General features: G+C 40.2%; 26 protein-coding genes. 6 read left to right on the top strand and 20 right to left on the bottom strand.

Annotated elements, in window-relative coordinates:
• The first annotated feature begins 7 nt into the window (after positions 1 to 7).
• Together CWI32_RS11720 and CWI32_RS11725 are read left to right on the top strand one after the other, a co-directional pair.
• Positions 8 to 2,206 (top strand): polysaccharide biosynthesis tyrosine autokinase, encoded by a 2,199-nt coding sequence (locus CWI32_RS11720; protein ID WP_100535362.1) that lies wholly within the window; start codon positions 8 to 10, stop codon positions 2,204 to 2,206.
• A 146-nt stretch (positions 2,207 to 2,352) separates the two neighbouring features.
• Positions 2,353 to 3,792, top strand: a complete 1,440-nt coding sequence (locus CWI32_RS11725; RefSeq protein WP_100535363.1) for a capsule assembly Wzi family protein — start codon at positions 2,353 to 2,355, stop codon at positions 3,790 to 3,792.
• Between the two features lie 533 nt (positions 3,793 to 4,325).
• Here CWI32_RS11725 and CWI32_RS11730 read toward each other — a convergent pair.
• Positions 4,326 to 4,976, bottom strand: a complete 651-nt coding sequence (locus CWI32_RS11730) for a sugar transferase (protein WP_100535396.1) — start codon at positions 4,974 to 4,976, stop codon at positions 4,326 to 4,328.
• A 790-nt stretch (positions 4,977 to 5,766) separates the two neighbouring features.
• Between CWI32_RS11730 and CWI32_RS11735 the strand changes: the two genes are divergently transcribed.
• Positions 5,767 to 6,636 carry an IS982 family transposase gene (locus CWI32_RS11735; protein ID WP_005096218.1) on the top strand — a complete coding sequence of 290 codons (870 nt, stop codon included), beginning with the start codon at positions 5,767 to 5,769 and terminating at the stop codon, positions 6,634 to 6,636.
• A 12-nt stretch (positions 6,637 to 6,648) separates the two neighbouring features.
• Here CWI32_RS11735 and CWI32_RS11740 read toward each other — a convergent pair whose 3' ends face one another.
• Positions 6,649 to 7,296: an HAD family hydrolase gene (locus tag CWI32_RS11740; RefSeq protein WP_100535364.1), complete on the bottom strand. Its 648-nt coding sequence runs from the start codon at positions 7,294 to 7,296 to the stop codon at positions 6,649 to 6,651.
• Positions 7,297 to 7,394: 98 nt separating this feature from the next.
• Between CWI32_RS11740 and CWI32_RS11745 the strand changes: the two genes are divergently transcribed.
• Entirely contained in the window at positions 7,395 to 8,162 is a 768-nt protein-coding gene (locus tag CWI32_RS11745) for a hydroxymethylpyrimidine/phosphomethylpyrimidine kinase (protein ID WP_100357951.1), read from the top strand.
• Between the two features lie 76 nt (positions 8,163 to 8,238).
• Here the strand turns inward: CWI32_RS11745 and CWI32_RS11750 are convergent, their stop codons facing one another.
• The 18 genes from CWI32_RS11750 to acnD all read right to left on the bottom strand — a co-directional run bounded on the left by CWI32_RS11750 (position 8,239) and on the right by acnD (position 22,211).
• On the bottom strand, positions 8,239 to 9,294 hold the full coding sequence (locus CWI32_RS11750; RefSeq protein WP_100535365.1) for a DUF1176 domain-containing protein: 1,056 nt from the start codon (positions 9,292 to 9,294) through the stop codon (positions 8,239 to 8,241).
• 30 nt (positions 9,295 to 9,324) lie between these two features.
• Positions 9,325 to 9,525 carry a hypothetical protein gene (locus CWI32_RS11755; protein ID WP_244881220.1) on the bottom strand — a complete coding sequence of 67 codons (201 nt, stop codon included), beginning with the start codon at positions 9,523 to 9,525 and terminating at the stop codon, positions 9,325 to 9,327.
• Between the two features lie 50 nt (positions 9,526 to 9,575).
• Positions 9,576 to 10,016, bottom strand: a complete 441-nt coding sequence (locus CWI32_RS11760; protein WP_074383473.1) for a YybH family protein — start codon at positions 10,014 to 10,016, stop codon at positions 9,576 to 9,578.
• Between the two features lie 486 nt (positions 10,017 to 10,502).
• Positions 10,503 to 10,868: a 5-carboxymethyl-2-hydroxymuconate Delta-isomerase gene (locus CWI32_RS11765; RefSeq protein WP_005169568.1), complete on the bottom strand. Its 366-nt coding sequence runs from the start codon at positions 10,866 to 10,868 to the stop codon at positions 10,503 to 10,505.
• 124 nt (positions 10,869 to 10,992) lie between these two features.
• A complete protein-coding gene (locus CWI32_RS11770) occupies positions 10,993 to 11,331 on the bottom strand; it encodes a zinc ribbon domain-containing protein YjdM (RefSeq protein WP_005097964.1) in 339 nt (112 codons plus the stop codon).
• Positions 11,332 to 11,453: 122 nt separating this feature from the next.
• Positions 11,454 to 11,900 (bottom strand): SRPBCC domain-containing protein, encoded by a 447-nt coding sequence (locus tag CWI32_RS11775; protein WP_005169565.1) that lies wholly within the window; start codon positions 11,898 to 11,900, stop codon positions 11,454 to 11,456.
• A 234-nt stretch (positions 11,901 to 12,134) separates the two neighbouring features.
• A complete protein-coding gene (locus tag CWI32_RS11780; RefSeq protein WP_100535366.1) occupies positions 12,135 to 12,524 on the bottom strand; it encodes a ribonuclease E inhibitor RraB in 390 nt (129 codons plus the stop codon).
• A gap of 259 nt (positions 12,525 to 12,783) precedes the next feature.
• A complete protein-coding gene (locus tag CWI32_RS11785) occupies positions 12,784 to 13,716 on the bottom strand; it encodes an SNIPE associated domain-containing protein (RefSeq protein ID WP_100535367.1) in 933 nt (310 codons plus the stop codon).
• Between the two features lie 586 nt (positions 13,717 to 14,302).
• A complete protein-coding gene (locus tag CWI32_RS11790) occupies positions 14,303 to 14,968 on the bottom strand; it encodes a pseudouridine synthase (RefSeq protein WP_100535368.1) in 666 nt (221 codons plus the stop codon).
• Positions 14,969 to 15,051: 83 nt separating this feature from the next.
• Positions 15,052 to 15,765, bottom strand: a complete 714-nt coding sequence (locus tag CWI32_RS11795; protein WP_005097974.1) for an SIMPL domain-containing protein — start codon at positions 15,763 to 15,765, stop codon at positions 15,052 to 15,054.
• 97 nt (positions 15,766 to 15,862) lie between these two features.
• The gene (locus tag CWI32_RS11800; protein ID WP_005169557.1) at positions 15,863 to 16,111 is read right to left on the bottom strand and encodes a DUF6868 family protein; all 249 of its coding nucleotides are present in this window, start codon (positions 16,109 to 16,111) and stop codon (positions 15,863 to 15,865) included.
• Between the two features lie 535 nt (positions 16,112 to 16,646).
• Positions 16,647 to 16,907, bottom strand: coding sequence for a hypothetical protein (locus CWI32_RS11805; protein WP_100535369.1), 261 nt, complete (start codon positions 16,905 to 16,907; stop codon positions 16,647 to 16,649).
• 113 nt (positions 16,908 to 17,020) lie between these two features.
• The gene (locus CWI32_RS11810) at positions 17,021 to 17,242 is read right to left on the bottom strand and encodes a hypothetical protein (protein WP_100535370.1); all 222 of its coding nucleotides are present in this window, start codon (positions 17,240 to 17,242) and stop codon (positions 17,021 to 17,023) included.
• A 150-nt stretch (positions 17,243 to 17,392) separates the two neighbouring features.
• A complete protein-coding gene (locus CWI32_RS11815; protein WP_005169548.1) occupies positions 17,393 to 17,770 on the bottom strand; it encodes a hypothetical protein in 378 nt (125 codons plus the stop codon).
• 272 nt (positions 17,771 to 18,042) lie between these two features.
• Positions 18,043 to 18,186, bottom strand: coding sequence for a zinc ribbon-containing protein (locus tag CWI32_RS15255; RefSeq protein ID WP_004645925.1), 144 nt, complete (start codon positions 18,184 to 18,186; stop codon positions 18,043 to 18,045).
• A gap of 128 nt (positions 18,187 to 18,314) precedes the next feature.
• On the bottom strand, positions 18,315 to 19,196 hold the full coding sequence (locus CWI32_RS11825; RefSeq protein ID WP_005169545.1) for a hypothetical protein: 882 nt from the start codon (positions 19,194 to 19,196) through the stop codon (positions 18,315 to 18,317).
• Between the two features lie 20 nt (positions 19,197 to 19,216).
• Complete coding sequence (locus CWI32_RS15390) at positions 19,217 to 19,435, bottom strand: hypothetical protein (RefSeq protein WP_034608409.1); 219 nt, start codon at positions 19,433 to 19,435, stop codon at positions 19,217 to 19,219.
• 160 nt (positions 19,436 to 19,595) lie between these two features.
• A complete protein-coding gene (gene acnD, locus CWI32_RS11835; RefSeq protein ID WP_100535372.1) occupies positions 19,596 to 22,211 on the bottom strand; it encodes a Fe/S-dependent 2-methylisocitrate dehydratase AcnD in 2,616 nt (871 codons plus the stop codon).
• Positions 22,212 to 22,995: 784 nt separating this feature from the next.
• Here acnD and CWI32_RS11840 point away from each other — a divergent pair.
• The gene (locus CWI32_RS11840; protein WP_100535373.1) at positions 22,996 to 25,113 is read left to right on the top strand and encodes a multicopper oxidase family protein; all 2,118 of its coding nucleotides are present in this window, start codon (positions 22,996 to 22,998) and stop codon (positions 25,111 to 25,113) included.
• A gap of 116 nt (positions 25,114 to 25,229) precedes the next feature.
• Positions 25,230 to 25,955 (top strand): CAF17-like 4Fe-4S cluster assembly/insertion protein YgfZ, encoded by a 726-nt coding sequence (gene ygfZ / locus CWI32_RS11845; RefSeq protein ID WP_100535374.1) that lies wholly within the window; start codon positions 25,230 to 25,232, stop codon positions 25,953 to 25,955.

A 25,955-nucleotide genomic window follows, 5' to 3' on the forward strand; every position in this document is an offset into this window, starting at 1 on the left:
TTTATCCATGAATCAAAATTCAAGTACTAATGACGATACCATTGACTTAAAAGAATTATTTTTTTCGTTAATTGCACAATGGAAAGTGATCGCGCTTTGTATCATACTGAGCTTAACCTTCGCATTACTTTATTTACGTGTAACTCCCTCAATTTATTCTGCTGATGCAATGGTTCTAGTAGAGGATAATAAAGGCGCTGGAGCTGCTGCCCTCTTGGGTGGGCTGAGTGATGCTATTCCAGGGGGAATGGGCGGAAAATCTCCCGCAGATGCTGAGATTGAAATCTTAAACTCACGCATGATTTTGGGACAAACCATTCAAAATTTACACCTTGATATCCAAATTAAAGATAATAGTAATACTTTATTTAATCGTCTGATTGAAAATGACAAAGCTGAAGTTCTTTATAAAAAGGATATGGTGGTTTTCCAGAAGCAAAATCAAGCCTTTTTAATCAAAGCATTAAAAATTCCAAATTACTATCTAGATAAAAAGTTAGAGTTAAAATTCACGGATAATAACCAGTTTACTTTCTCTTATAAAGATGAGGTGATATTTAAAGGTCAATTGAATTCCAGCAGTCAAACCATAGACTCTAAGGGGCTATGGGAAGTCGCTATATTTAGCAAATCTCCGTTTAAAGAAACATTTACTATTACTAAACTTGCGCTACCTACAGCAATGCAGTTCTTAAAAAATGACTATAGTGTAGCAGAGAGAGGGAAAAACTCTGGTGTTATTGGTCTAAATTATAATGGCAATGATAAGGAACATATTACTCAAGTTCTGAATAATATTTTATCTGTTTATCAAACACAAAATATTCAACGCAAGTCTTTAGAATCTAACCAAACTTTAAGTTTTCTAGACAAACAGCTGCCAGAACTTAAACAGCAACTTGAGGAATCAGAGATCAAGTTCAACCGTTTCCGTGAGCAATACAATACTATTGATGTAACTCAAGAAGCCGAGTTAATGTTAAAGCAAAATGTTGAACTTGCGAAAATGAAAATTGAATTACAACAGCAGCAAGCGGAACTTTCTTCAAAATATACCCCTGATCACCCTCTTATGTCGGCGATCAATGCACAACTTTCTGAAATTAATCAAAAAACATCAGAAATGACACAATCTATTAAACGTTTACCAGAAACACAGCGATTATATTTACAACTATATCGAGATGTAAAAGTAAACACTGAACTTTATACCGCCTTACTCAATAGCTATCAGCAATTGAAGATTGCAGAGGCGGGTGAAATTGGTAATGTTAGAGTTATTGACCAAGCTATTGAACCTGTCAAGCCAATTAAACCTAAGTCATTAATTACCATAATTTTATCAATTTTTGTTGGTGGGTTTATTGGAGTATTAATTGCACTATTACGCAATATGATGCGTTCTGGCATTAAAGATGCAGCGCAAATTGAAAATGAGCTTGATCTACCAGTCTATGCCACTGTGCCACGCTCTTTAATTCAAGAAAGTCGCATTAACCTATTGAAGAAGAAAAAAAATATTCCTATTCTTGCAGTTAAAGATAGCAGTGATATTGCCATTGAAAGCCTGCGTAGCATGCGTACAGCAATTCATTTTGCCTTAATGAATGCGACCAATAATGTGATTGCAATTTCTGGCCCTGCACCTGAAATTGGCAAATCATTCATTACCACTAACCTTGCTACTATTTTAGCGCAAGGGGGAAAACGGGTTCTGGTCATTGATGGTGATCTGCGTCGTGGCTATTTACATAAGTACTTTAACGCCGAGGTACAGCCAGGTTTAGCAGAATTATTGAATCACCAAAATAGCTATGAAGAGGTGGTGCAAAATTCAACTGTAGATAACCTGTTTTTTGTGACTCGTGGTAAAAGTCCCGTTAACCCATCTGAACTGTTAAGTACCGATAAATTCAAAACTTTCTTGGATCAAGCATCTGCTCATTTCGATCACGTACTGATTGATACGCCACCAGTCCTTGCTGTGACCGATGGTATTATTATTGCGCAATATGCGGGTGTGAATTTATTGGTTGCCCGTCATGCCAAAACACAAATCAAAGAGTTGGAAATCACTGTGAATCGTTTTGAACAGGCCAATGTGAAAGTTAATGGCGTGATTCTGAATGATGTGCAAAAAGGGGCGGCAGGTAGCTATGGTTATAATTATGCCTATGCCTATACTGCACATAAAGATAATGACTAATTCATTGTAAACTTTGATTTCACATCCTGCCTCAAGCAGGGTGTGAAATCACCCTCTATTACATTTATTGCAAATGATTGTTGTTGAAAAAATCAACTAAAAAACCTATCGTGATTACAGTTTAAAACTCCTGAGAATATACAAGAATGTTTAAATCAAAAATACTGCTCGCCAGCTTGGCATTAAGTTCCTCACTGACTTTTGCCCAAGGCATCGTTTTAAATGACCAAAACCTGCGTACCGATTTAAACTGGCTCAATCAGCAAGGTGTGATTCAAATCAGTACTTCCACCTGGCCAATGAGTGGTGATGAAATTCAACGCGCCCTTGCCCAAGCTAAAATCAACAATAATACTCAACAAAAAGTCATTGATTCAGTCATAGCTCATTTGAACACCAATAACCAGTTACTCAAAGCATCACTATTTGCAGAGACAGATCAAAAAAATATTCCTCAAGCCTTTGGCGATCAGCAAAAAGCCCAATACCAAGCGGGTATAGAGTTGAATACAGGCAATCAAAATTGGGATGCCAGACTTCGTGTGAATGCAGAAAAAGATCTACAGATTGACAATGATCAAGATTTGAATCTTGAAGGCTCATATATCGCTGGAAAATTATGGAATCAATGGCTGATTGCTGGACAGATCCCAACCTACTGGGGTCCTGCACATGATGGCAGTTTAATTCGTGGTGATGCCAGCCGCCCTGTCTATGGCGTGACGATGCAACGCGCCGAACAGAATGCTTTTGCAAACAAATGGTTGGCTTGGATTGGACCTTGGCAATATCAAGCTTTTGCTGGACAACTGAATGACTACGATGCTGTGCCTGATGCCAAACTGATTGGCCTACGTGTTACTGCACAACCCTTGCCTTATTTAGAACTGGGTGCATCGCGGGCTATGCAATGGGGTGGCGGTGATCGTTCAGAAAGCTTGTCCACACTTTGGAATGCTATTAAAGGCAATGATAACTTTGATAATAGTGATGATGATAAGTCTAACCAAATTGCCGGATTTGATGCACGTTTAAATCTACATCCCCTCGTGCAAGTCCCGATGGGTATCTATGCGCAATATGTCGGTGAAGACGAAGCAGGCGGCTTACCGGCTAAAAAAATGTATTTAGCTGGAGTCGATTATTCATCAAGTTATAACAATATGCCTTTCCAACTGTATACCGAATGGGCAGATACTCGTAGTAATGGTAATGCGGATGGCATTTCCTATAATCACTATGTCTATACTGATGGTTTTTACCAACATGGCTATCCTCTAGCGCATGCTATAGGAGGTGATGGACAAATGATATCTATTGGCGGTGATATTCGTTTTGATTCTTTAAATCGACTCAATGCACGGGTATTATTAGCTAAACTCAATAAATCCAATCGAGCCACTAATCTGGCGTTTCCGCAGCAAGATGAATTAAAAGCGCTAGATCTAACCTGGACACATTATCTACGCCCAGACATTCCACTTAAACTAAATGGGTGGGTGGGTGACTCTGAGGTATACGGTAACGATGGCGGTGTATCAATTGGTATCGAATTCCCCTTAGAAAAGGGCTTATTTTCTTACTAAGACCTATTCAACACTTAAGTGCGGATGATAGCGACAACTTTCCCATACCTCCCAAAATACTGATGAAACTGAAAATAAAAAACCAGCGCTTGCTGGTTTTTTATTAAGTATCCGGTAATACATCGAGCTGCCCTACACCAACTGAACCAGTCTTTAAAAAAGTGATTGACCCCAGCCCGCTGATAAATCAGCTACTGATGAGAGAAGGGTCAATAATCACCATACTTATCAACTCATATATGGCTCAGTAGCTCAGGACCGGCTATAACTTTTATTAATCACTTACATCAGCATCAATTTTCTAGCCTGAGTGTCACATTGATCTCAAACCACTTGTCATACACTTAGTATTTTTTGTAGAACTGTCAATCTAACATTCAGTTTTTCACTAGTATCTCATTCGATACCTGTAGCTGGAAGGCATAGGTGCATTATACTAATACTCGCTTATGCTCAAAATTAATAGTTTAGATATAATCTTGCAGTACTCCGCATTTAGCTTTCGTGAAAGTCTTATTTATCCATGCTTGGTGTTATTTCACCTCTTTTGTAAATAAACTAGTGTCATGAATACTTTTTTTTGAAAACCGCGCAGCACCGACTTCCTGATCAGGAGCATTAATTCCCTCTTGGCTTAGCATTACCTTAGCGGTTTTAAACATAATTTTAAAATCAAACCAAATATTATACTGTTCAATATATTGCACATCTAATTCAAATTTTTCTTCCCAAGATAAATTGTTGCGTCCACTCACCTGAGCAAGCCCTGTCATACCCGGTTTTACCTCATGGCGTCGCATTTGTTCAGCTGTATAATGTTCTAGAAATTCTTTCATTTGAGGGCGAGGCCCAACAATACTCATATCCCCTTTTAAAACATTAATCAGTTGAGGCATTTCGTCCAAGCTGGTTGAACGTATCTTCTGTCCAAATGATGTGATACGAAATTTATCAGGTAAAAGATTACCATCTTTATCTACCGCATTTCTCATAGAGCGAAACTTAATCATTTTAAATAATTTACCATTTTTACCCGGGCGTTCTTGGTAAAAGAAAATGGGGGAGCCTAAATTTTTCCGCACTTTATAGCTCATAATAATAAAAACTGGAAACAATACTAATAAAGCTATTAGTGCAATAACTATATCTACTATTCTTTTAGATAATTTTTCTTTAGTAAAAATATTAGAAAAAGAATAAAAATGAACATGAGGAAATAAAGATTTTTTTAAACTAAAATTCTTTTTATCCATATAATGCCAAGAGCTTTTCTTATCTATTTCATTAACTCTATTCTTCTTTGAGGAAAATTGTATTATTCCATTCTTATGCCCCTGTGTATTTTTAGAATATTTATTTGATAAACTATTATCTTTTTCAATAAATAAAGACTTATGTCTTACAATATTGCTTCCTTCAAAGTTTTTGATCTTATTTTTTTCTTTTTTTAGATCCATTAATAAACACCTCAATATGTCTATTTATCAATCATAACAATTATATTTTTTTAAAAGTAGAGATATGTTTATCAAAAAAATATTAACCAACAATTTATTATAGATTAATCTTTCTTTATTAAAAAAATCATACAATTAGATTCTATGATATTTCACTTAATTGAAAAATTAAGACTTTAAGAAAATTTCAATTAAATAAGCCACTTTAGAAATTATCTCCCTTCATGAGCTTTTAATATATTTAATAAATAATTGTGAAAATTACTATTTATTGAAAAAAAGTCTATTTTTTAAATACAACACACCTCACACTAAAAAATATGTGACAAAATGTAAAATATTTTTAAATAATGTGAATTAACTCACTATATTAATTAATTTTAAGCAAGTCTAAGCCAGATAAGTAAAAAGAAGGAAATTTATTTAACCCGAATCGCGGATAAGAAATTGACTTGAAAAATAAGAGGACTAGAGCCATCAGTTGAGTTACCACACCAAACTCACAACTCTCGTCCTGATGTTCAATAGTACCGAATTATTCTGCGTAATTGATGATTTTTTTCTTAAATTTGAATCAACTTATTGGGAGTTTCTCAAACAAAACCGTGGTTCCTTAAGAATCAGAACTGCTCAACTTACAATTTCAGAAATCTGCTTTATTGCCATTTGGTACAAATGCTCTCATTTCAATAATTTCAAAGCCTTTTTCAGCTGGTTAAAAGAAGATAAAAGCCATTTATTTAAGTACTTGCCTTGCTATCAAAGGATGATTCATCTGATCAATATGCATGAATTAGCTCTACACGCTTTACATGTGGCACTGATGAAAGGCCAAGGTACACAATATTTATGGATTGATTCAACAACTCTGCCAGTTTGTAAAAATCAACGTATTCAGCGTCATAAATCATTAATCCAAATTGCATCACGTGGTAGAAGCTCAATGGGCTGGTTTTATGGCTGTAAATTACATATTGCAATGAATCAATTTGGTGAAATTGCCTGTTCTGCTTTATCGAATGGACATGTTGCTGACATAAAAATGGTTGAGCAATTGGTTGCTGGTATAGAAGCAAAACTTTACGGGGATCGGGGCTACATCAGCCAAGAATTAAAAATTAGATTGAAAGATCAAGGTATTGATTTAATTACTTATCATCGGAAGAATATGCAGGCTATTCAACTCTGTGCATCAGATGAATATCACCTAAGACAACGCAATAAAATAGAAACATTATTCAGCTTATTGAAGGGGCAATACAATTTAGTGACGAGTAAAGCACGTAGTCTTCATGGATTTCTGAGTGGAATTTACGCCTCACTATGTGCATATCAATTAACCCATCGAAATAAGCCAACAATTCAAATTAAGGAATCATCGGCTTAAGCAGGATTCGGGTTAATTAAAATAGCTTAATAGTTCACCGAATTTTTCTATTTTATATTCAGGTTGTGCACGTTGTAATTCATCTGCACTGCCATAGCCATATGTAACTGCAATAGATTTGATTCCATTGCGGCGTGCACCCAAAATATCGTATTCACGGTCACCGACCATGATGCAGCCTTCGGCCTTTAAATGTTGCTGTTCTAAAATATACTGAATCAGCTCATCTTTATTGGTTCTGTCACCATTGAGTTCGCTGCCATAAATTTCAGTAAAATACTGAGCCAGATCAAAATGCTCTAAAATCTGTTTGGCATAAACCGTCGGTTTTGCCGTAGCGACAAACAAACAATAACCACGGCGTTTCAGTTCTGCCAACGTTTCTGCCACACCCTCGAAAACGTGATTTTCATATAGGCCTTTCACTGCAAAACGTTCGCGATAAGCCATCAACGCCTGCTCAGCCAGAATATTATCGGTCTCGATATTTAAAAGTTTGGCCAGCGAGGCTTTTAAGGGAGGACCGATAATCCAGTCGATATTGATCTCATCGCTAATCGGATGACCCACCTTTTCCAGACCGTAACGCGCAGACGTGGTGATCCCCACTTTAGGATCAGTTAATGTCCCATCCAAATCAATTAAAATATTCTTAATCACAGCCCATCCCCTCTCATCAGCACCGATATAAATTAATATCGAGAGTTCATTCAAATTTGCCTATACTAATGTAATTTTAGTGAATGAAGGACATCATTTTGCGCCCTACCGTACTTTGCTTTTCCGGTTTAGACCCTTCAGGTGGAGCCGGTCTTCAGGCAGATATTGAAGCCATTGGTCAAAGTGGTGCACATGCAGCAATTGCCTGCACAGCCCTCACCATTCAAAATTCACAGCAGGTTTTTGGTTTTGAAGCGACATCTAAAGAGCTGCTGCTGGCTCAGGCCAATGCCGTGGTGAATGACCTGCCAATTCGCTGTATTAAATCTGGCATGTTAGGCACCACAGAGAATATCGCAGCACTGGCGGAGTTTTTGACTGCACATTCGGACTATCTGTATGTACTCGATCCTGTTCTGGTGGCAAATAGTGGCGGTTCATTGGGCAATCAGGCGACACTGGTCAAAGCATTTACCCAACTGATTCCATTGGCTACCCTTCTAACTCCGAATACGGTTGAACTGCGTGCTTTAACAGGTGAAGAAGACCTACAGCTGGCCACTCAAAAACTATTTGATATGGGTGCACAAGCAGTTCTGGTTAAAGGCGGTCATGAAGATACGCCGGATTATATTCAGAACAGTCTGTATATCGCGGGCAAGTTGATTAATGAGACCCGCTGTCCACGTCTGGAGGGTGAATATCATGGTTCGGGTTGTTCACTGGCCAGCTTTATCGCCGGGCGTCTGGCCATGGGTGATCAACTCAAAACGGCGGTACAGCATGCAGAAACCTGGTTGTTTGGGGTATTAAAAATTGCCGACATCCCTGTTCCGAATGGTCAGAGAATTCCAAAGCGCTTCTAAGATAATATTTTTTTAAATTCAAAAGCCTGAATGATTCAGGCTTTTTTTATAGCGTTTATTTTTATGCAGGATATGACTATTTAAGGGGAATGACTTTGCTCACATAAGTCGGCAAATTCCAGGCACCGCCAGCAAAGCCCTTGCATTGTACGGTTAGGCTACTGAAACTTTTGACAAATGCTTTATCATCCCATGCCCATTCGTCCTGACTCAGACAATCACCCAAACCACGTACTTTATGCCCGGAAAATATCTGGCCTTGGCTAAAGGTTTCTCCGGAGGTGGTCACCAGTTGTCTCGGTTGCTTGTTTTGATCTATCAGCCAAAAACCGCTGCCCATATTATAGGCTCCACGCCAGCAAGGGATCTGAATCAGCTGATTTTGAGCATTGATGGGATAAATCGTCATGACATCATCCGACATAAAATGTTGGCTAAACAGCAAATCACATTGATCTTCGTTAGTGGTTGCTTGCAGTTTCCGAATCATCTGCTGACCCGCCGCCGTATTCAGTTTCGCTTGAGTGATCTTGCCTGACTGATATTTGGGTATCACAATTTGCGGGATCGCTGCAGCTTTAAGCACTGCTTGACTGGATTTTTTTCCAGGCTTGATCAAGGCTGAGGGCGTGGAGAGGCGGCGCTGAAATTCATCCATCTTGAGCAAAACGGCACTGGCTCCGGCTGTTGACAAAGTCCAGCGTGATTGTGCATGCTTAAATACAACCGGACTGGTTCCCTGCACAGCTTTCAGGAAGACACGGGTTTGAGTGCTACTTAGCTGACCGATCCCTTGCGGATCCAGAGCAATCACGCCATAGGACTTATTGGCAATTTGCATTTGCAGCTGCCGGATCGGTTTGGTCGTCGCTGAAGCTAAAATCTGGACTTTGCCTGTGACTGCAGTGTTTGCCCCAGCCACACGCTCTAACAACACCGACACTGGCTGATCAAAATTCTGGTCGGCCTGATAACCGGCAGCCCGACAGGTTCCGGTATTGTCGCAGGCCATTTCCCAATCTTTATGTGAAAAATGCAGCCCCTGAATGGCAGCAAGACTTAATGAGCTGATACTGGCCAGACCAAATGCGACACTCATTGTTTTGATGCTGTCTATCCATTGTTGTTTCATTATTTAGTCCTTAAATTGTATTCGGCCAGCCTAGTGCGGCTTCCTCACTGGAAGGTTCCAGCCGACCACTTTGACATTCTGCACATTTGGATTCCTCGCTTCCTGCTTCGGGGTATCGATCGAATTTTCTAGCCTGTCAAAGGTCTGAATTGCACCGTCCCACATCCCGGCTCCCTGACGATAGTCTTTGAGTATATTCAGTTTTTGCTGAATGGTGTCCTGATAAAGCATGCCTGTAATCATTTACCAAGATATTGCACTTAATTTTTTGAGCTTATGACTTAACTGACGCTTTTGATCCTGCGCATCTTACGGGTTTCCAGTTGTACCGGTACTGAGGTATGTTGATGCAACAATTGCCATCGTCCCTGCTGCTTGCTGAGACACATACTGACCCGGCACCAGCCCAACTGGAAAATCGGCTCAATTACCGCATAATTCACCCGAACATAGCCATCGACCAAGGCTAAATCAGTGCTCACATGAATATTGATATCTTGACGCTCTATCCGGATTCCTTCAGGTATAAAAGGCCGATATTGCAACCAGAGTGCCTGATAGGCATCTATGCCTTTTATTTCAGTACTGACATCGACCAGACGGATATCTGGCCGGCATAATTGAATAATATCCTGGATCTCCAGACTGCATATGGCATGGTCCCATTGCTGAAGAAATGCCACGACTTCCTGACTCAGTTGTTCATCCCCAAAAACCTGCATAAAGTCCCCCTCAATCAGGTATTCAGACCTGAAATCGGAATTAAAATTGTCCCAAATTTCTGGTCTTTTGCTTTTCTTATTTTGATTATGCTCAAGCACTATAATTGCTTGGCTATCCCCTTTGTGTTATTCACTGCAATTCATCTGAATATTATTTAAAATATTATTTTGATTTCAATCTTTAAGTTAGGTCCAAAACTTCATGCAATCTGCATAGACATGCCACATTACAGCCCTATCAATCTTTATTTTTATTTAAATCAGGAATAGAGAGTTATCTGAACCCACTTTAAGACTTCTGCGGTATTATTGTAAATGACCAAAAATGTCATTTATAAAAAAATATGTTTATATTTTAATAAGATGAAATTAATTTAGGAATAGTATTCATGTTCGGTCGTCTGATTTATTTTAGACTGAGCACTGGTAGATGCTTTTAATACAATGCTTAAGCTGTCGCGATGCCACACAGCTAAAAGCCAGGATTTAAATCGTGGCTTTGCTATAGGTCTGCTTTGGCATTTCAATAATTTCGACACAGAGCTGAATTTTTAATTCGGGCTGTGGAGCAATAGATTGCTGCATCACCTCAAGCACCAATGCAGAAATCGCCTGACGCACTTCGACACTACGTCCACTCAATAGTGAGACTTTGGCATGTGCATAGGCCTGATCTGTCCGTGGACTCAGTCCAATGACATAATCCTGCTGCATAATCGCACGACTTTTTAAATCATCGGGATCGGTGACATAGCCTGCATTGAACAATGCCTGATGCATGGCCAGCAAGAGCGGCTGAGTCTGGAGCAAATGTTGAAGATTGTCAGAATATTCCAGATGCAGATGTGGCATACGAGTGATCTCGGATCAAAAACGTGAGGATTGGGACTACATAAAAAATAAACGCTGAATTTTAGCAATGAGACGATTTATCCACCGTCTCATGTCCAGTTAAAATTCTAGTCTGATGCCAGATTTAAGCTTTCTTTACATATTCAGATTTTAGCTTCATCGGGCCCATTCCCTCGATTTTACAATCGATATCATGACCATCGGCAGCATCCGGCAATAGGCGGATACTTTTGACTTTGGTACCCACTTTCACCACTGAAGATGAACCTTTGATTTTCAGGTCTTTAATCACCGTCACGCTATCGCCGTCCGCCAGCACATTGCCATGAGCATCCTTAATGATCACTTGTTCTTCAGTAATTTCGCCTTCTTTCCACTCATGTGCACATTCAGGGCAGATCAGTAGATCGCCATCTGCATAGGTATATTCAGATTGGCATTTTGGACAGTTTGGCAGACCCATAAGAACCTCGAAAAAGAGAAAAATTAAATAAATGAAACAAATAAGATCACAGTATAGCATCTTTGCAGAGATGCGCTTTTGAACAGGAGTTTCGTTGAAGGCCAGCTCATAATCATCAAGCATTAATTATCCGGGATATGCGGATTCACCAGCAAGGAAAGTAGCTGGAATGATTCCTGCCAACTTAAGTGACATACCGCAGGCGGCACTAAATCGGGATAGCCGACCTGAATAATATGCAGGCCTGTACCGACTGAAACCTTTTCAAAGATCACAGTGACTTCTATTTCACCTTGCAGATCTGGCGTCGAAAACTGATCGGTATAACGCAGTAACTGATTGGGAATCACCTCATGATAAATCCCATGAAAATGGTGCTGGGTACCGGTGGAAAAATTGGTAAAGGTGGTTTTATAGCTGCCGCCGGGTTTGACTTCCGCATGTTCTACCTTGGCAATAAAACCATGTGGTGCCAACCATTTTGCCAGTGCATCCGGATGAACAAAAGCACGATACACCCGCTCCGGAGGTGCACTAAACACTCGATGCATTTTTAGGGTGTAACTCATTTTGCCTAGTCCCTTATTGTTATTATGTATTTTTATTGAGGGATATTGCCCTTCTCTTGTATAGACTGACCAGACCAAGCTGAGCATCCATAGAACTGATTTTACGCAATCCTCAATCTGGTATATATAATGACTATGTATCTGTATTAAAGTCCTGACATTCCGATATAACTAAATATAAAGGATAAAAAAACCCGGCAGCACCGGGGTTTTTTTATTTAAATACAGGCACAATCAGCTATTACGCAGACTGCTTTCTTCTTCATCCAGCTCATCATCATAGACATAGGCCATGCAGCCCCAACCATCATATTCACCCTGAAATTCTGCAGCGATTTTGCTGAACCACTGTTCCAGATCCACAATATCCTCGTAGGTTGGTTCCATATAGACATAAATCGTGATGATCCATTCCAGGGTCGCGCTTTCTTCATCCTGAAACAGGCTGATCTTTTGTTCTTCCTTTAAGAGATACAAAGCACAACGATCCGCTTGCTCTTCATCAATAAAGACCAGCGAAAATTCGATTTCATGTGCTTCTTGCAGGTCGTCGCCATCCTGATGCATTTGCCACAGTACATTGCCATTTTCATCGTCAGGGAATTGATTGTAATCACGTGACATAGAAGTATCCTTATTATGATGCTGTTTTATTCTGCATCTAAGATTAGCTGATTTTTAGACAATTATCGAGATCCGGACAAAAAATATTATCTTTTAACCACAAATAAACATATGATTTTTATAAATATAAAAATTATCTGTCAAATGGGTATTTCTTAAATATTTACAGCCTATCACGTCCGGGAATATCGATCTTTCGCTAAAACCCTATTCGTTATCAGCTACCATCAAGACTTAGTGCGCTTGATGCCTATCAAAACTATACGGTCTCTGGATGCCGGCCTTCTTGCTTCATGTGCACAACCAGCGCAGCAAACTTTAATTCCTCTAAACGTAAATCCAGATAGGATGACTGAATCGTGGCCTGACTCAGTTGCTGTCCGGTATAATTCAGCAGGACATAATCATCCCTTAAGGCTTGCAACATCTGTCGCAAATTTTCTCTGTTTAATTGAGCAAGATATAAATCTGCCTTGCTATTAAAGGCCAAACTAAAGATTTCAATGATACTTCTACGGCGGCTGTCATCGATATAATTACAACTGGCGATCTGCTGTGTTGCTATGGCCTGCTGAATTTTTTCACGCACATCGAGCAGATGCCGAGCCGCATCCGTTTCACTATATCCTGCGATCAGCTGTTGTAAAAGTTGCGGTACTGGCAGACATAAACCGTAATGCTTGCCCTGGATTTTATGTTCCAGGGCATTCACTACGTCCTCTAAGTGCTGCTGTTGCTTGGCCTGTTGATAATAACCCGCTAAACTTTTTCTGGCCTGCTGTTCAACTTCGACTAAGGCTTTCGCTTGAAACTGGGCGAGATAGTCTTTCACGCTTTCAATATAAGCCTTGAGATCATCAATCATGATCGAAGCATCCAGTTTGGTCACTTCAACAAAATTTTCGGCCTGCAAAGTCCGGTTGATAATATATTGTTCGATATCACAGATATCCTGATATTTTTTATATTTATTCAGCTCAGTCGTTAAACTGCCATGCTGTACCCGCAGTTGGGTCACGTCATAATTCAGTTCATCGACTTGAGCGTCATAATCTGCCAGTCTGCTGCGTGAATGATCCAGATTTTCCTGTAAAAACCGGATATTGCTGCGTAATGAAGTCTGGATCTTCAAGCTCCAGAGCAAGGCACATAATAAAATACTCGCGAGAACGAAAAAAGCCATACTGAGCATCGTTCTATCCTTTAACCCCGGGCATTGCCCTAAAACATCAAATTAAAAATTTATTATAAAGTACCGGTTGATTTTGCATCACTTCGGCCAGATAATCAAAGCCATTAATCGCCACTAAGTCGTTCATTCATTTTATTTTTCTATAATTTTTTATGTGCAAGTCATACATCATGAATTGATTTGCAGCTTAAATCAAAACGATCCTGAAACAGCTAACGGTATTTTTTATATCAAAGGATATAATTTAAAAGTTTAAAATTAATGACAGTAAAATTAAAAAACCAATAGAAATAAAGATATCAAGCTTATAACAGCAGATAAAGACAATAAAAATTCCTAAACTCATCATCAAGATATGCAGCCAGCATTCACCGGTATGTTCTACATCGAAAGCAAATTGGGCAATGCATAAGTATTAGATTTCAAATAAAAAAACATGAAAAACTGTTAATTTTCAGAGCATTGACTGAAATAAATTCTCACACTTTTTAATTCAGGCAGCCCATTTTAAATGGCAAATACCATTTTGAATGATTACACAAAATAGAACTAATTTGACCGGATACCATCGTTTTCATAATCCACATCAAAACGGAACTACGACTTCAATCTCAACCGGAACACCACTCAGCGGCTGGCTAAAAGCCAGATAATTGGCATGCAAAGCCATACGATTTAAAGGACTGCGCTGTGGTTCTGGATGATAGATTTTATCGCCAGTAATGGGATGACCCAGATACAGCATATGTACTCGCAACTGATGAGAACGGCCGGTGATGGGCGTGAGTAAAACCCGACTAATGTCTTGCTGGGGCAAATATTCTATTGCCCGATATAAGGTTTTGGCAGTTTTGCCCAGTTCATAATGCACCATCTGACGCGGACGGTTTTCCCAGTCGGTCATCAAAGGCACTTCGACGCTGCCCTGACCTTCAAGTTTGCCTTGTACCAGTGCGACATAATTTTTATGCACGGTACGTGCCTGAAACATTTTACTCACCGCCACTTCTGCATCACGGTGTTTGGCAAACATCAAAATACCTGAAGTGGCCATATCCAGACGATGGGTGATTTTAGCCTGCGGATACTGGTCCAGAACCCGCAAATAAGCACTGTCATGATGTTCAGCTAAACGCCCGGGAACCGACAATAATCCGGCCGGCTTTTCAATCACCACCAGATCATCATCTTCATAAACAATATGCAACGGTTCTTGCGGTGGGCAATAGACAAAGTCGGGGTTGATGGGCATTTTAGGAATACAGCATCTGGAACAATGCGCGCAAAATAACAAGCTGTATTTAACCTGTCAATCACCGCGCATAGCCAGATAAATTAATCTGCCAGATAATAATCCACCGTCGAAACTACACGGACTTTCTTCAAATAGGGGGTATTGCTGTCGCGATCTTCGATACTAAACATGCCCTGATTGGCGGACTTGATTTTCCCCAGACTGCTTTTTGAATCTGCGGCAAATTTTTCTGCCACACTGCGGGCATTTTCGGTGGCTTGTTCAATCATCGCCGGCTTAATGTCATTCAACTTGGTAAATAAATATTCGGTTCTTTGTCCGGAATCATCTCCAGCAAAGGCAATGCCTTTTCTACCCAAAGCCACCAGACGGCTTTGTGCCTTGCGTACTGCATCGATGTTGTGGGTATAGACGGTAATGGTCTGACTGGCAGTATAGCGCAGTGCGACATTGGCATCACCGCCGTATTGCTGGGCGTATTTATCGGTAATACTCGGTGAAGCACTGGTGATCTCTTCGGCACTAAAACCTTCATTTTTTAGAAAGGTCTGAATTTCCTGGGTATTGTTTTGCATGGTATCGTACAACTGGGCCAGATCCTGACTGCCTGCGTTAAAACGGATCGGCCAGACTGCTACATCGGCTTTGACTTCGCGTTCCGACAAACCTTTGACCGACACAATACGTTCATACTGTTTGATTTTTAAGGCGCTATTGCCCAGAATCCATCCTGAAATTATCATCCCCAAAGCAATCAGGACACCCAAGATCAGTGCCGGTTTAAATCGATTCATCTGTTTCAACTCCTTTAAAATCCTGTTTTAGTTTTTATATACCCTACTGATCCGAAGCTATTTTTCTGTCATTGAAATATTCAGTTCAGCATAGCGCTTAACTTTGCTTGATTAAATAGATTGCAATTAAAGGTGCCAGGTTAAACAGCAAAATCCCAATTTTATACAACGCCATACCTGAATAATGAATCACATCGAAGCTGGCTTCAGATAGCCGGAACCATTTTCCATGCAATTGTTTCATCCAGTTTCGGGCAAATACAAAAACCGTGAACCAGAGGATGAGAATGGCATAATTGATGATCAAGGAAAATAGCAGAAAACGACACCAAATATCGAGATTCATCACAATTCCCCACTGGGCGCAGCTGATGCTTTAAAAATAACAGATTTGATCTGGGAAAATGAAGGGCTGATTTGTATCATGCTTGAATTGAATCTTGGTTTAAGCTTTTGATTTATTGTTATTTTAATGATTTATCATATTTGCACTGCTGGAGAATTTTTTAGGGTGTTGGGAAAACGTCTAATGGTTTACTTCAACTATCAATCTTTGTAAGACTTGATCTTATAGCCTATAAACTTGTGGTCTATAGCGTCCTAAGCCGGATCGAGACCTTTTGGGTTCGTACTGCACTCGCGTTTTGCGCCGCTCACAGCATGCTACTCTTTCCGATCCCATCACACCCTTGAGAGCTATATTAGGCAAAGATGGACGGGATTAATTTCCTATGTTTTTTTAATTTTTAGATTTTTTGAAAATTTATTTCATTATTAAACTAAATTTAGGGAAATAAATTCTATTCTTCATTTTTTACGCTTTTTTATTCTATAAAAATGGCCTTTATTGCAATTTATCTTCAAGACATGATGACTATTTATTAAAACAAAGCAGCCTGAATCCATTGTGCGCTAAACCACCAGATACTGATTGCGGTCATCCCGCAGAGCAGATTGGCCAGAACTTTATTGAGTCTCGTCAGTTCAGAGCTATAGATTTTCAGATTCAGTAAATATGCCATCACGCCGTAGAGCAAACCAATTGCGCCCCCAAACAGGATCAGAATTAATGGCCATGCGGAATAAAAGTGGGCTTTTTTGCTTAATTTTCCTGATTCTGGTGCGTACTCTCTGATTTCCATATGCGTTTGACCTCTTTCCAATATGTGTACATGCACGATTTCAAGGCAGATATTTCGCTGTTATTAAATATTTGCCTTCTAGGACTTTGATTGAAGCAAGAAGCAGACCAGTTTTAGTGTACAAAAAGCTGACGGGTATGTTGGTTGATATAGGCGTTCAGGCCATCGCCATATCGGGCGAGCTGTTTCATGTTTTCCACATGCTGATCACCGGCACTGCTATAACTGTAGGTATAAACTTTCGAGGTTTTCTTAAATTGCACGCGAATAAATTCGTTACCAATCTCGTAATTGGCAACACCTGAGTCGTGATTAAGATCAAGATAATTTTGCAATTCGGCAGCCTTAAATACGGTGAATCCAGGCTTTTATATGGAGATGATTTGGTTAATTTTCAATCAAAACCAAGGTTTAAAAAGATGTAAATTTACAAAAAAATATCCCACTCAATGATGGGATATTTTTTTTCAATCTAATTGAATTATTTAGCAATTAGGATCAACAACATAACTTGTCTGGCTAAATTTTTGCCATGCGCCAGTAGCAGCGCCATCTACAACCAGAATAGAAATAAGTCCCCAATCCAGGAAAATACCTAATAAAGTTGTTGGATCAAATGTTTTCTGTGGAATAACGGTGTTGGTTTGACAGCCTTGCTTCTCTGCCTTAATCACATAGTTTTCTTTCTTTTTGAAAGTATAGACAGTATTACGCTGTCCCATATATTCTTCATTGACATATAACTTAGCCAATTCATCATTACTACGGATATTCACAGTTTGAGTTGAACCATTAAACATCGTGGCACAGCCTGAAGTAAATAAGATTGCACTGCCTAGTACTAAAGCTGCAAATTTTTTCATTGTTTCACCCCGGAAATATCTAACCTTAATTTAAAAGTGGTTAGCTAATTTTTTAAAGCAGACAAGCTATACCGTTTATATTTAAATTTCAAATAATTTTTTGAATTTATTAGGTTTTACTTTAAATTAATAAGTTTTATAAATATATGATTGGCTTTTTCACCCTGATCTTTTGATTGCTACCTAAAAGGTTAGCTAATAAACAGCAAAAAGCCCTATCGAGTAATAGGGCTTTCGTTCAAAACAGAGGGTAACTGTTTGAGTTGTTTTGCTTAGGCATTCTTATTGTTAAATTGATTGCCTTGGCATTTGGTACACGGTGGTAAACGATCAGTACCAATTTCTAAGTAGGTGCGGTGTCCGCATTGAACACAAAAATAGAAGCCTGTTCCGGGTTTTTCGCCAGCAGTAACCATCTTTGTTCTCCATGGTTTTAGAAATGGTCTGTCTAGTATAACCCTCTGGTGATGAATGTCTATTGTCCATTTTTGTAAATGATGATGGCATTTGGGCGAAGGCAAATACTGCAAAAATCTACATGGTCTTATCGCCTTTTATGTTCGGTTCTAATTGCAATATCAGGTATTGATTCAGCAGGGCTAATTACAGTTTGTATTTTTGCTCTATCACTCAACCTTTCATTTAACATATAAGCAAATGATTTACCTAATTTTTTAGCTTCCATTTGTATTTCATAGAGCTCTTCTCCTGAAATTGGATTATCACTCATATCCACTATAGTAGAGAAATGATACGTTGCATCTTCTTCATTTTCTGAAAGGGATGCTAATTCAATGACTTTATTAGGATCTACACTCACTGCATCTTGCATACCAGAACCTGCAACCCCAAAATTTTGAACTACTCTAGAATTATCCCTTAATTTCAAAATTTCCAGGTCTTCTTTTGAAAAGGGTACATGGAATTCATTAAAATTTATGAAAGGTCTTCCATCAATCCTCATTTGAAAATGGTAGTGGGGATATTCGATTTGTTTGCCTTTATGCCCCTCAGCATCATTCTCTGAGCAATCAAATGTCCACTCAATATTTTTCCACTTTATTGTAGAAGATAAAATTTTACGCCCAGATCTTTCACTGTCTAGATCGTTAATATTTGAAAGTAACTTCTCTTCATTTGCACACCACCTTAAATAAGCTGCAATATTGTGATAACCATATTTTTCATATATCAATTTAAAATGTTTTTTTTGAAATTTACAAAGACGTAATAACCAATGTAGACATGGTTCTCCTACACTCATCGTTTTGAAATCTTTTCTGCATAGGTAACATTGCCGTTTCTGATAGCTCTCTTTAAAAGCAATTACTTGTCGCAAATTTTCTTCATGCTGTTTTGTATTAAATTCTTTAATTTGATCTTCTGTTAAACTATCGAGCCAAGATTCAAAACTTTTCTTATTCACTATTTTTCTCTTTCATAAATTCAGTCATATAAGAACTTAACATTTCTATTTATGTATGCATTTAATCCATTACCAGATCTAGCTAATATTTTCATTTTATCTACGTGAAACCTCCCAGCCTTCCTATAACTGTATTGATAAATTTTAGCCGTTTCTCTAAATTTCACTCTAATATAAGTCTCACCAATTTCGTAATGCGTCACGTTAGAATCATTATTAATATCTTTATAAATTTCCAAAAATCCCCCCCATTAAAAAATAAAAAACGCCCCAATCCACATTAGAGCGTTTTTTAAACAATTTCAATAACTTTAATCTCCCCCCTTGCGAAGCAATACTTCTCTCCTTTAAAAAAGGAGGGAGTTCCCCTCTTTATTAAAGAGGGGTTAGGGGAGATTCTTAAACATTCCCTTCTAAAAAGTCCTGTGCAAAGCGTTGCAACACCCCACCCGCTTCATACACATGCACTTCTTCTTCAGTATCCAGACGGCAAGTCACAGGCACTTCAATAATCTGGTTCTTACCATCATCGGTTGAACGCTCAATCACCAAAGTCAAAGTCGAACGTGGCGCGATATTACCAATCACGCTATACAGCTCCGTACCATCAAGACCTAAAGTCTTACGATCCGTACCCGGCTTAAACTCAAGCGGCAATACCCCCATACCGACCAAGTTGGTACGGTGGATACGCTCAAAACCTTCTGCGACAATCGCTTCTACACCCGCCAGACGCACACCTTTCGCCGCCCAGTCACGACTCGAACCCTGACCATAGTCTTTACCTGCAATAATGATCAACGGCTGTTTACGGTTCATGTAGGTTTCAATCGCTTCCCACATCCGCATCACTTCGCCTTCAGGCTCCACACGTGCTTTCGAACCCTGCTTGATGCTGCCGTCTGAACGCACCACCATTTCATTAAACAGTTTCGGGTTGGCAAATGTTGCACGTTGTGTGGTCAGGTGATCACCACGATGCGTTGCATAAGAGTTAAAGTCTTCCTCAGGCACGCCCATTTTTTTCAGGTATTCGCCTGAAGCACTGTCGAGTACAATCGCATTGGATGGTGACAAATGATCGGTGGTGATGTTATCACCCAAGATCGCCAGTGGACGCATATTGGCTAAGGTACGTGGTGCAGCGAGAGCACCTTCCCAATACGGCGGACGGCGGATATAGGTACTTTGCGGACGCCAGTCATATAGCGGGCTTGCTGCCTTTTCATTCACACCCAAGTCAAACATCGGAATATAGATTTGACGGAACTGTTCCGGCTTCACTGCTTCTTTCACCAGTGCATCAATTTCTTCATCCGATGGCCAGATGTCTTTTAGATAAATCGGGTTGCCATCTTTGTCATTACCAAGTGAATCCGTTTCGATATCAAAACGAATCGTACCGGCAATCGCATACGCCACCACCAGTGGTGGAGATGCCAGAAAAGCCTGCTTCGCATAAGGATGGATACGGCCATCGAAATTACGGTTGCCCGACAATACCGCTGTGGCATACAGGTCACGGTCAATAATTTCTTGCTGAATTTTTGGATCTAGTGCGCCCGACATGCCGTTACAAGTGGTGCAGGCATAAGCCACGATCCCAAAACCCAGTTTTTCTAAATCTTTGAGTACGCCAGCTTCTTCAAGATATAACGCTGCTGCTTTAGAACCCGGTGCAAAAGAAGATTTCACCCAAGGCTTACGGACTAAACCGAGTTCATTGGCCTTACGCGCCAGCAAACCTGCCGCCACGGTATTTCGCGGGTTTGAGGTATTGGTACAAGACGTAATCGCCGCGATAATCACCGCGCCATCTGGCATTAAACCTTCAGCTTCTTGCGCACGTGCAGCCTCTAGATTACCGGCAATGCCTTTTTCTTTTAAGTCAGATGTCGAGACACGAGCATGCGGATTGGATGGGCCAGCAATGTTACGGGTTACTGTTGAAAGATCAAAACGCAATACACGTGGATATTCTGCCTGAGTCATATCCGATGCCCACAGACCAATCTCTTTGGCATAAGTTTCAACCAGTTTGACTTGCTCTGCTTCACGACCGGTCAAAGTCAGATAATCAATGGTGTTCTGATCGATATAGAACATCGCAGCGGTTGCACCGTATTCCGGAGTCATGTTGGAAATCGTGGCACGATCACCCACTGACATGCTGTCGGCACCTTCACCGAAGAATTCTAAGTATGCCCCGACCACACGTTCTTTACGCAGGAATTCTGTCAGTGCGAGCACAATATCGGTTGCGGTAATGCCCGGCTGACGCTGACCAACAAACTCCACACCAATGATGTCAGGCAGACGCATCCAAGATGCACGGCCCAGCATCACATTTTCCGCTTCCAAGCCGCCAACACCAATCGAGATCACGCCCAATGCATCTGTATGAGGCGTATGCGAATCTGTACCGACACAGGTGTCCGGGAATGCCAGACCGTCACGGTTTTGAATCACCGGAGACATTTTCTCCAGGTTGATCTGGTGCATGATGCCATTACCGGCAGGAATCACATCGACATTTTCAAAGGCAGTTTTGGTCCATTCAATAAAATGAAAACGGTCTTCATTACGACGGTCTTCAATCGCGCGGTTTTTCTCAAAAGCATCCGGATCAAAACCACCAAATTCCACTGCCAATGAATGATCGACAATCAGCTGGGTCGGTACCACTGGATTGACTTTAGCCGGGTCACCGCCCTGTTCTGCAATTGCATCACGTAAGCCGGCAAGATCGACCAAAGCCGTTTGTCCCAAGATGTCGTGACAGACCACACGTGCCGGATACCATGGAAAATCATGTTCCTGTTTACGCTCAATCAGCTGTCGCAAAGACTGTTCTAAAATGGCAGGATCACAACGACGAACCAGCTGCTCAGCAAGCACTTTGGAGGTATAAGGAAGTTTGGCATATGCGCCTGGCTGAATATCTTCTACGGCCTGACGCACGTCATAATATTCCAGCTGGGTGGATTGCAGCGGTTTACGGTAGTTGTTGTTCATAGCTTGCCTGCCCTCGTTTATTACTCTTTTTTGCACATCAAAATTTATTGATGACTTGTTTTTAATCAAGGCATTGTACGCTGCCGAAAGTCCATTTCCCAAATCTTATAATTTTCAATAGTTTAATTATAGAAATCGGTCTATTTTAATAAATTTGTTATCTGGCCTTTAGAATTTTGGCTCTAAACTTCTATTTTTTTGAAAAATCGTAGAAAATTCATCTCATTCTTTAGTATGAGACACTCACAACAGCATAAAAAACAATCAACATATAGGCGCAATAAACAGGCTTTATTTCATATTCATGCAACTTTTATGAGCTGTATTTTAAGCAGCGAATAGACCCTATAACCGATTAAAAGCCAACTATTAAAAGCCAAATAAGTCTCTTCTCTTACATTTAGGTCTTTATATGCAAGCGGCTTGTTGATAAAAACTGGATATTAAGCATATCTTCAAAACATCCTTATACAATAATTCCGAAAATCATCGTATTTCAGCGATAGAACCATTTAAAAGCTGTGTCCTGATTCAATTCCATAATTTTCGTAAGACTTTCTTACAAATTTTACAACTATTTTAATATGTATAAATATTATCGAATAATTAAAGATTTACATAAAAATTAGCACATTCAACACCAAAGAAAAAATACTTTAGACATACCGTTTATCTGCCTCCCCCTAATTTGGTGATAACAGTTTTTCTCTCAATTAAGTAAATCTAAACAGTAATTACTTCACAACAACAATACTCATCACAAAAGTAGATAAAGGTGATTACGATGTTACAGCTTGCGATTATCGGTGTCATAGCAGCGGTCATAGCCGTACTGGCATCAAACTGGAATGGAGCTAAAAATCCTCCTAACCCCTATAACCCTTCAAATCCAAATAATCCGTCAAATCCAAGTAACCCAAACAACCCGACTCAGCCACCACCTGCTCCAACTGCACCGGATTCTCTGATCAGTAATCCGCCATTGCTACAGAAAAATGCCAAAGGCAAATACGAACTGATCATCGCGTATAAAACGGATAAGTTGTATAACCCCAGAAAAGGAACATGGGATCAACTGGTGCTCCGTGGCTATGTGACCAAGCCCAGTTTATTTAATAAGAAAAAAGCAGGTGAATATGTCGAAGACCGGCTGGTCGGGCCCCAGATTCGGGTCAAACAGGGAGAAACCTTTTCTGTGCATTTGAATAACCAACTGCCCACGGAGTCCACAGCAACCTGCCCAGAACATATTCTCGATGCGAATGACCCACATTGTTTTAATACCACCAATCTGCACACTCATGGCCTCTGGGTCAGCCCGCAAGGCAATAGCGACAATGTTTTCCTGAAGTTCAAACCACAGGAAAAATTTGACTATCAATTCAAAATGGAACCAAATCATCCTGCGGGTACTTACTGGTATCACGCTCATCTACATGGTTCAACGGCTATTCAGGTCTCTAGCGGCATGGCTGGCCCATTAATCGTAGAAGGCAGCCGTATTCCTCAAGTCAGGAATGGCAAAATCACATCGACGGGAGACATGGATATTCTGTGGAAAGATAAAGGCAAGAACAGCTATTCTAATGAAAATATCCTCCTGTTTCAGCAAATTCAGTATCGATGCACTCACCCGGCAGGTACAACCAATCTCAATAATTGTGATGCTGGTGAAGTCGGTATGCTGGAAGATTATCAAGGCCTGAATGCCTTTAATTCATGGGGAGCAAATCATTATTACACCTCGATTAATGGTAAAGTACATGGCGAGATTCAAGTTGAGCAAAACCAGTTTAAGCGCTGGCGTATGATTCATGGTGGTGTTCGCGACACCCTTGGTCTTATTATTAAGGAACTGCCAAAATCACAAAAATTTACCGCTGAACAAACCATTAAAGCTTGTTCTGAATTCCAGGAAGAAGACAAAAAAGCAGATTTTGATCAGCTCACCAGCTTGCCGGTCTATACCATTGCTCAGGATGGTTTAACCATGGATCATGTGCAGACACGTAGAATCTCCATATTTCAACCCGGTTACCGTCACGATGCGATGGTCGCCTTTCCAAGCACAAATAGATACTGTATTTTTGACAGCAATTTGAACATTGATGATGAAATCAATGCCATCCCTACATCCGGACAAATTACCCCTCAACTCGCTCCGGGTAATACGTTAAATGCCCAACTACTGGGATGGGTGAATGTCAAAGCGAGTAAATTAAAAGCGCAAACGCCAGCCCAGTTTTTACAAGCTCAGGCACAGAAAATTGGCTTAAACAAAGAAATTCAGACCCAGCTCTCACAGTTAAAACTTTCTGCCTTTATCGACCACCCATCGCTGATGACTACTGAAATTGAAAATCGCTTAAAGAGCCGCCCACCACAACGCTCAACCTTCGATGCCAGCTTTGGTCCAAATGGTAAGTTTGGCTACCGTTACAGTGATATTGAGGGAATCTATAGTTTTGGTGACCTCTTTACCGGCGCGGATGCAGTAGAAGGTGCATATGTACGGAAACTGGAATTTGGGCAAATTGATGAATGGATTCTTAGCAGTAATAACCTGAATCATCCTTATCATATCCATGTGAACCCCTTCCAGATTGTAAAAGTACTGGATCCAACGGGTAAGGATGTCAGCGATATTCCGCTGGCAGTAGATCCAAATCCTAATCTGGAAGATATTCAATACCGCGGCTTAAAAGGACAGTTTAAAGATACAATCTTTGTTAAACAGGGATATCAGGTAATTGTCCGCAGCCATTACAAGAAATTTGAAGGTGATTTTGTGCAGCATTGTCATATTCTCGATCATGAAGATCAGGGCATGATGGAATATGTTCGGATTTGTGGCGGTAAATTCCCTTGTGATTCGCCATTACCGGCTAGCCATCACCACTAAATATTATCATTCCATAAAAGCCGATGATTTAGATTGTTGGCTTTTTTGTTTGCCTCTATTTGATGCTTGCTGCACAATAACTGCATTGATTTATAGTATTCAAACTGGGGCTTATCATGGCAACGTCTCCTGCTTTTACATTGTTTAGTCTGAATGGTGTTGATGCACAAAAATTCCTTCAAGGTCAGGTGACTTTGAATACTGAAACATTGGCTGAAAACCAGACACGTTATACCGCGATCTGTAGCTTGAAAGGCCGTATTCAATTTGGCTTATGGCTTAAAAAGTTCAGTCCGGAAAGCTTTGAAATTGTAAGTACTGACGATCAGGCCACTGAACTGGCGAATCATATTAAAAAATTTGGTGCCTTTTCAAAAATGAAACTGGAACTGGTCGGTGCGGTTTATCCTATGATTAATGATATTCATACTGACTTTGTTGCAACTGAAACCGATGTAGCGACCTGGGAGCAGCAAGCCATTGAATCAGGTCAGGCCTGGATTCAGGCGGCCACTGCGACCCTGTTTCAACCACAGGAATTGCGCTTACATCAACGTGAAAGCATTCACTATGACAAAGGTTGTTACTTAGGTCAGGAAGTCATTGCACGCTTATGGTTTAAAGCCAAGCCAAAACATTGGCTGCATCTGATTCAAGCGACGGGTGAAGCACCTGTAGTCGGCACTCAGCTCAACAACAATGTTGAAGTCGTGAATAGCATCAGTCTGAAGGATGGCTATAAAGCCTTGGTCGTAGCCAAACCTGAAGCATTGGCCGAGTTGGGTCTAGAGGTTCTGGAACTTCCTGAAGCTTTGAGCGGTGATGTAGCACGTCCGCAATAA

Origin of the sequence: Acinetobacter pseudolwoffii, from assembly GCF_002803605.1 — a bacterium.
In the GTDB taxonomy this organism is placed as follows: domain Bacteria; phylum Pseudomonadota; class Gammaproteobacteria; order Pseudomonadales; family Moraxellaceae; genus Acinetobacter; species Acinetobacter pseudolwoffii.

What these genes read in the sequence shown, in the direction of transcription:
- CWI32_RS11840 (WP_100535373.1), top strand. Translation starts at nt 22,996, where the DNA reads ATGTTACAGCTTGCGATTATCGGTGTCATAGCAGCGGTCATAGCCGTA.
- CWI32_RS11760 (WP_074383473.1), bottom strand. Translation starts at nt 10,016, where the DNA reads ATGCAGGTTTTTGGGGATGAACAACTGAGTCAGGAAGTCGTGGCATTT.
- CWI32_RS11795 (WP_005097974.1), bottom strand. Translation starts at nt 15,765, where the DNA reads ATGAATCGATTTAAACCGGCACTGATCTTGGGTGTCCTGATTGCTTTG.
- CWI32_RS11725 (WP_100535363.1), top strand. Translation starts at nt 2,353, where the DNA reads ATGTTTAAATCAAAAATACTGCTCGCCAGCTTGGCATTAAGTTCCTCA.
- CWI32_RS11800 (WP_005169557.1), bottom strand. Translation starts at nt 16,111, where the DNA reads ATGAATCTCGATATTTGGTGTCGTTTTCTGCTATTTTCCTTGATCATC.
- ygfZ (WP_100535374.1), top strand. Translation starts at nt 25,230, where the DNA reads ATGGCAACGTCTCCTGCTTTTACATTGTTTAGTCTGAATGGTGTTGAT.
- CWI32_RS11770 (WP_005097964.1), bottom strand. Translation starts at nt 11,331, where the DNA reads ATGGGTCTGCCAAACTGTCCAAAATGCCAATCTGAATATACCTATGCA.
- CWI32_RS11765 (WP_005169568.1), bottom strand. Translation starts at nt 10,868, where the DNA reads ATGCCACATCTGCATCTGGAATATTCTGACAATCTTCAACATTTGCTC.
- CWI32_RS11775 (WP_005169565.1), bottom strand. Translation starts at nt 11,900, where the DNA reads ATGAGTTACACCCTAAAAATGCATCGAGTGTTTAGTGCACCTCCGGAG.
- acnD (WP_100535372.1), bottom strand. Translation starts at nt 22,211, where the DNA reads ATGAACAACAACTACCGTAAACCGCTGCAATCCACCCAGCTGGAATAT.
- CWI32_RS11735 (WP_005096218.1), top strand. Translation starts at nt 5,767, where the DNA reads ATGTTCAATAGTACCGAATTATTCTGCGTAATTGATGATTTTTTTCTT.
- CWI32_RS11805 (WP_100535369.1), bottom strand. Translation starts at nt 16,907, where the DNA reads ATGGAAATCAGAGAGTACGCACCAGAATCAGGAAAATTAAGCAAAAAA.
- CWI32_RS11755 (WP_244881220.1), bottom strand. Translation starts at nt 9,525, where the DNA reads ATGCTTTATCAGGACACCATTCAGCAAAAACTGAATATACTCAAAGAC.
- CWI32_RS11785 (WP_100535367.1), bottom strand. Translation starts at nt 13,716, where the DNA reads ATGCTCAGTATGGCTTTTTTCGTTCTCGCGAGTATTTTATTATGTGCC.
- CWI32_RS11780 (WP_100535366.1), bottom strand. Translation starts at nt 12,524, where the DNA reads ATGTCACGTGATTACAATCAATTCCCTGACGATGAAAATGGCAATGTA.
- CWI32_RS15255 (WP_004645925.1), bottom strand. Translation starts at nt 18,186, where the DNA reads ATGGTTACTGCTGGCGAAAAACCCGGAACAGGCTTCTATTTTTGTGTT.
- CWI32_RS11720 (WP_100535362.1), top strand. Translation starts at nt 8, where the DNA reads ATGAATCAAAATTCAAGTACTAATGACGATACCATTGACTTAAAAGAA.
- CWI32_RS11815 (WP_005169548.1), bottom strand. Translation starts at nt 17,770, where the DNA reads ATGAAAAAATTTGCAGCTTTAGTACTAGGCAGTGCAATCTTATTTACT.
- CWI32_RS11790 (WP_100535368.1), bottom strand. Translation starts at nt 14,968, where the DNA reads ATGCCCATCAACCCCGACTTTGTCTATTGCCCACCGCAAGAACCGTTG.
- CWI32_RS11750 (WP_100535365.1), bottom strand. Translation starts at nt 9,294, where the DNA reads ATGAAACAACAATGGATAGACAGCATCAAAACAATGAGTGTCGCATTT.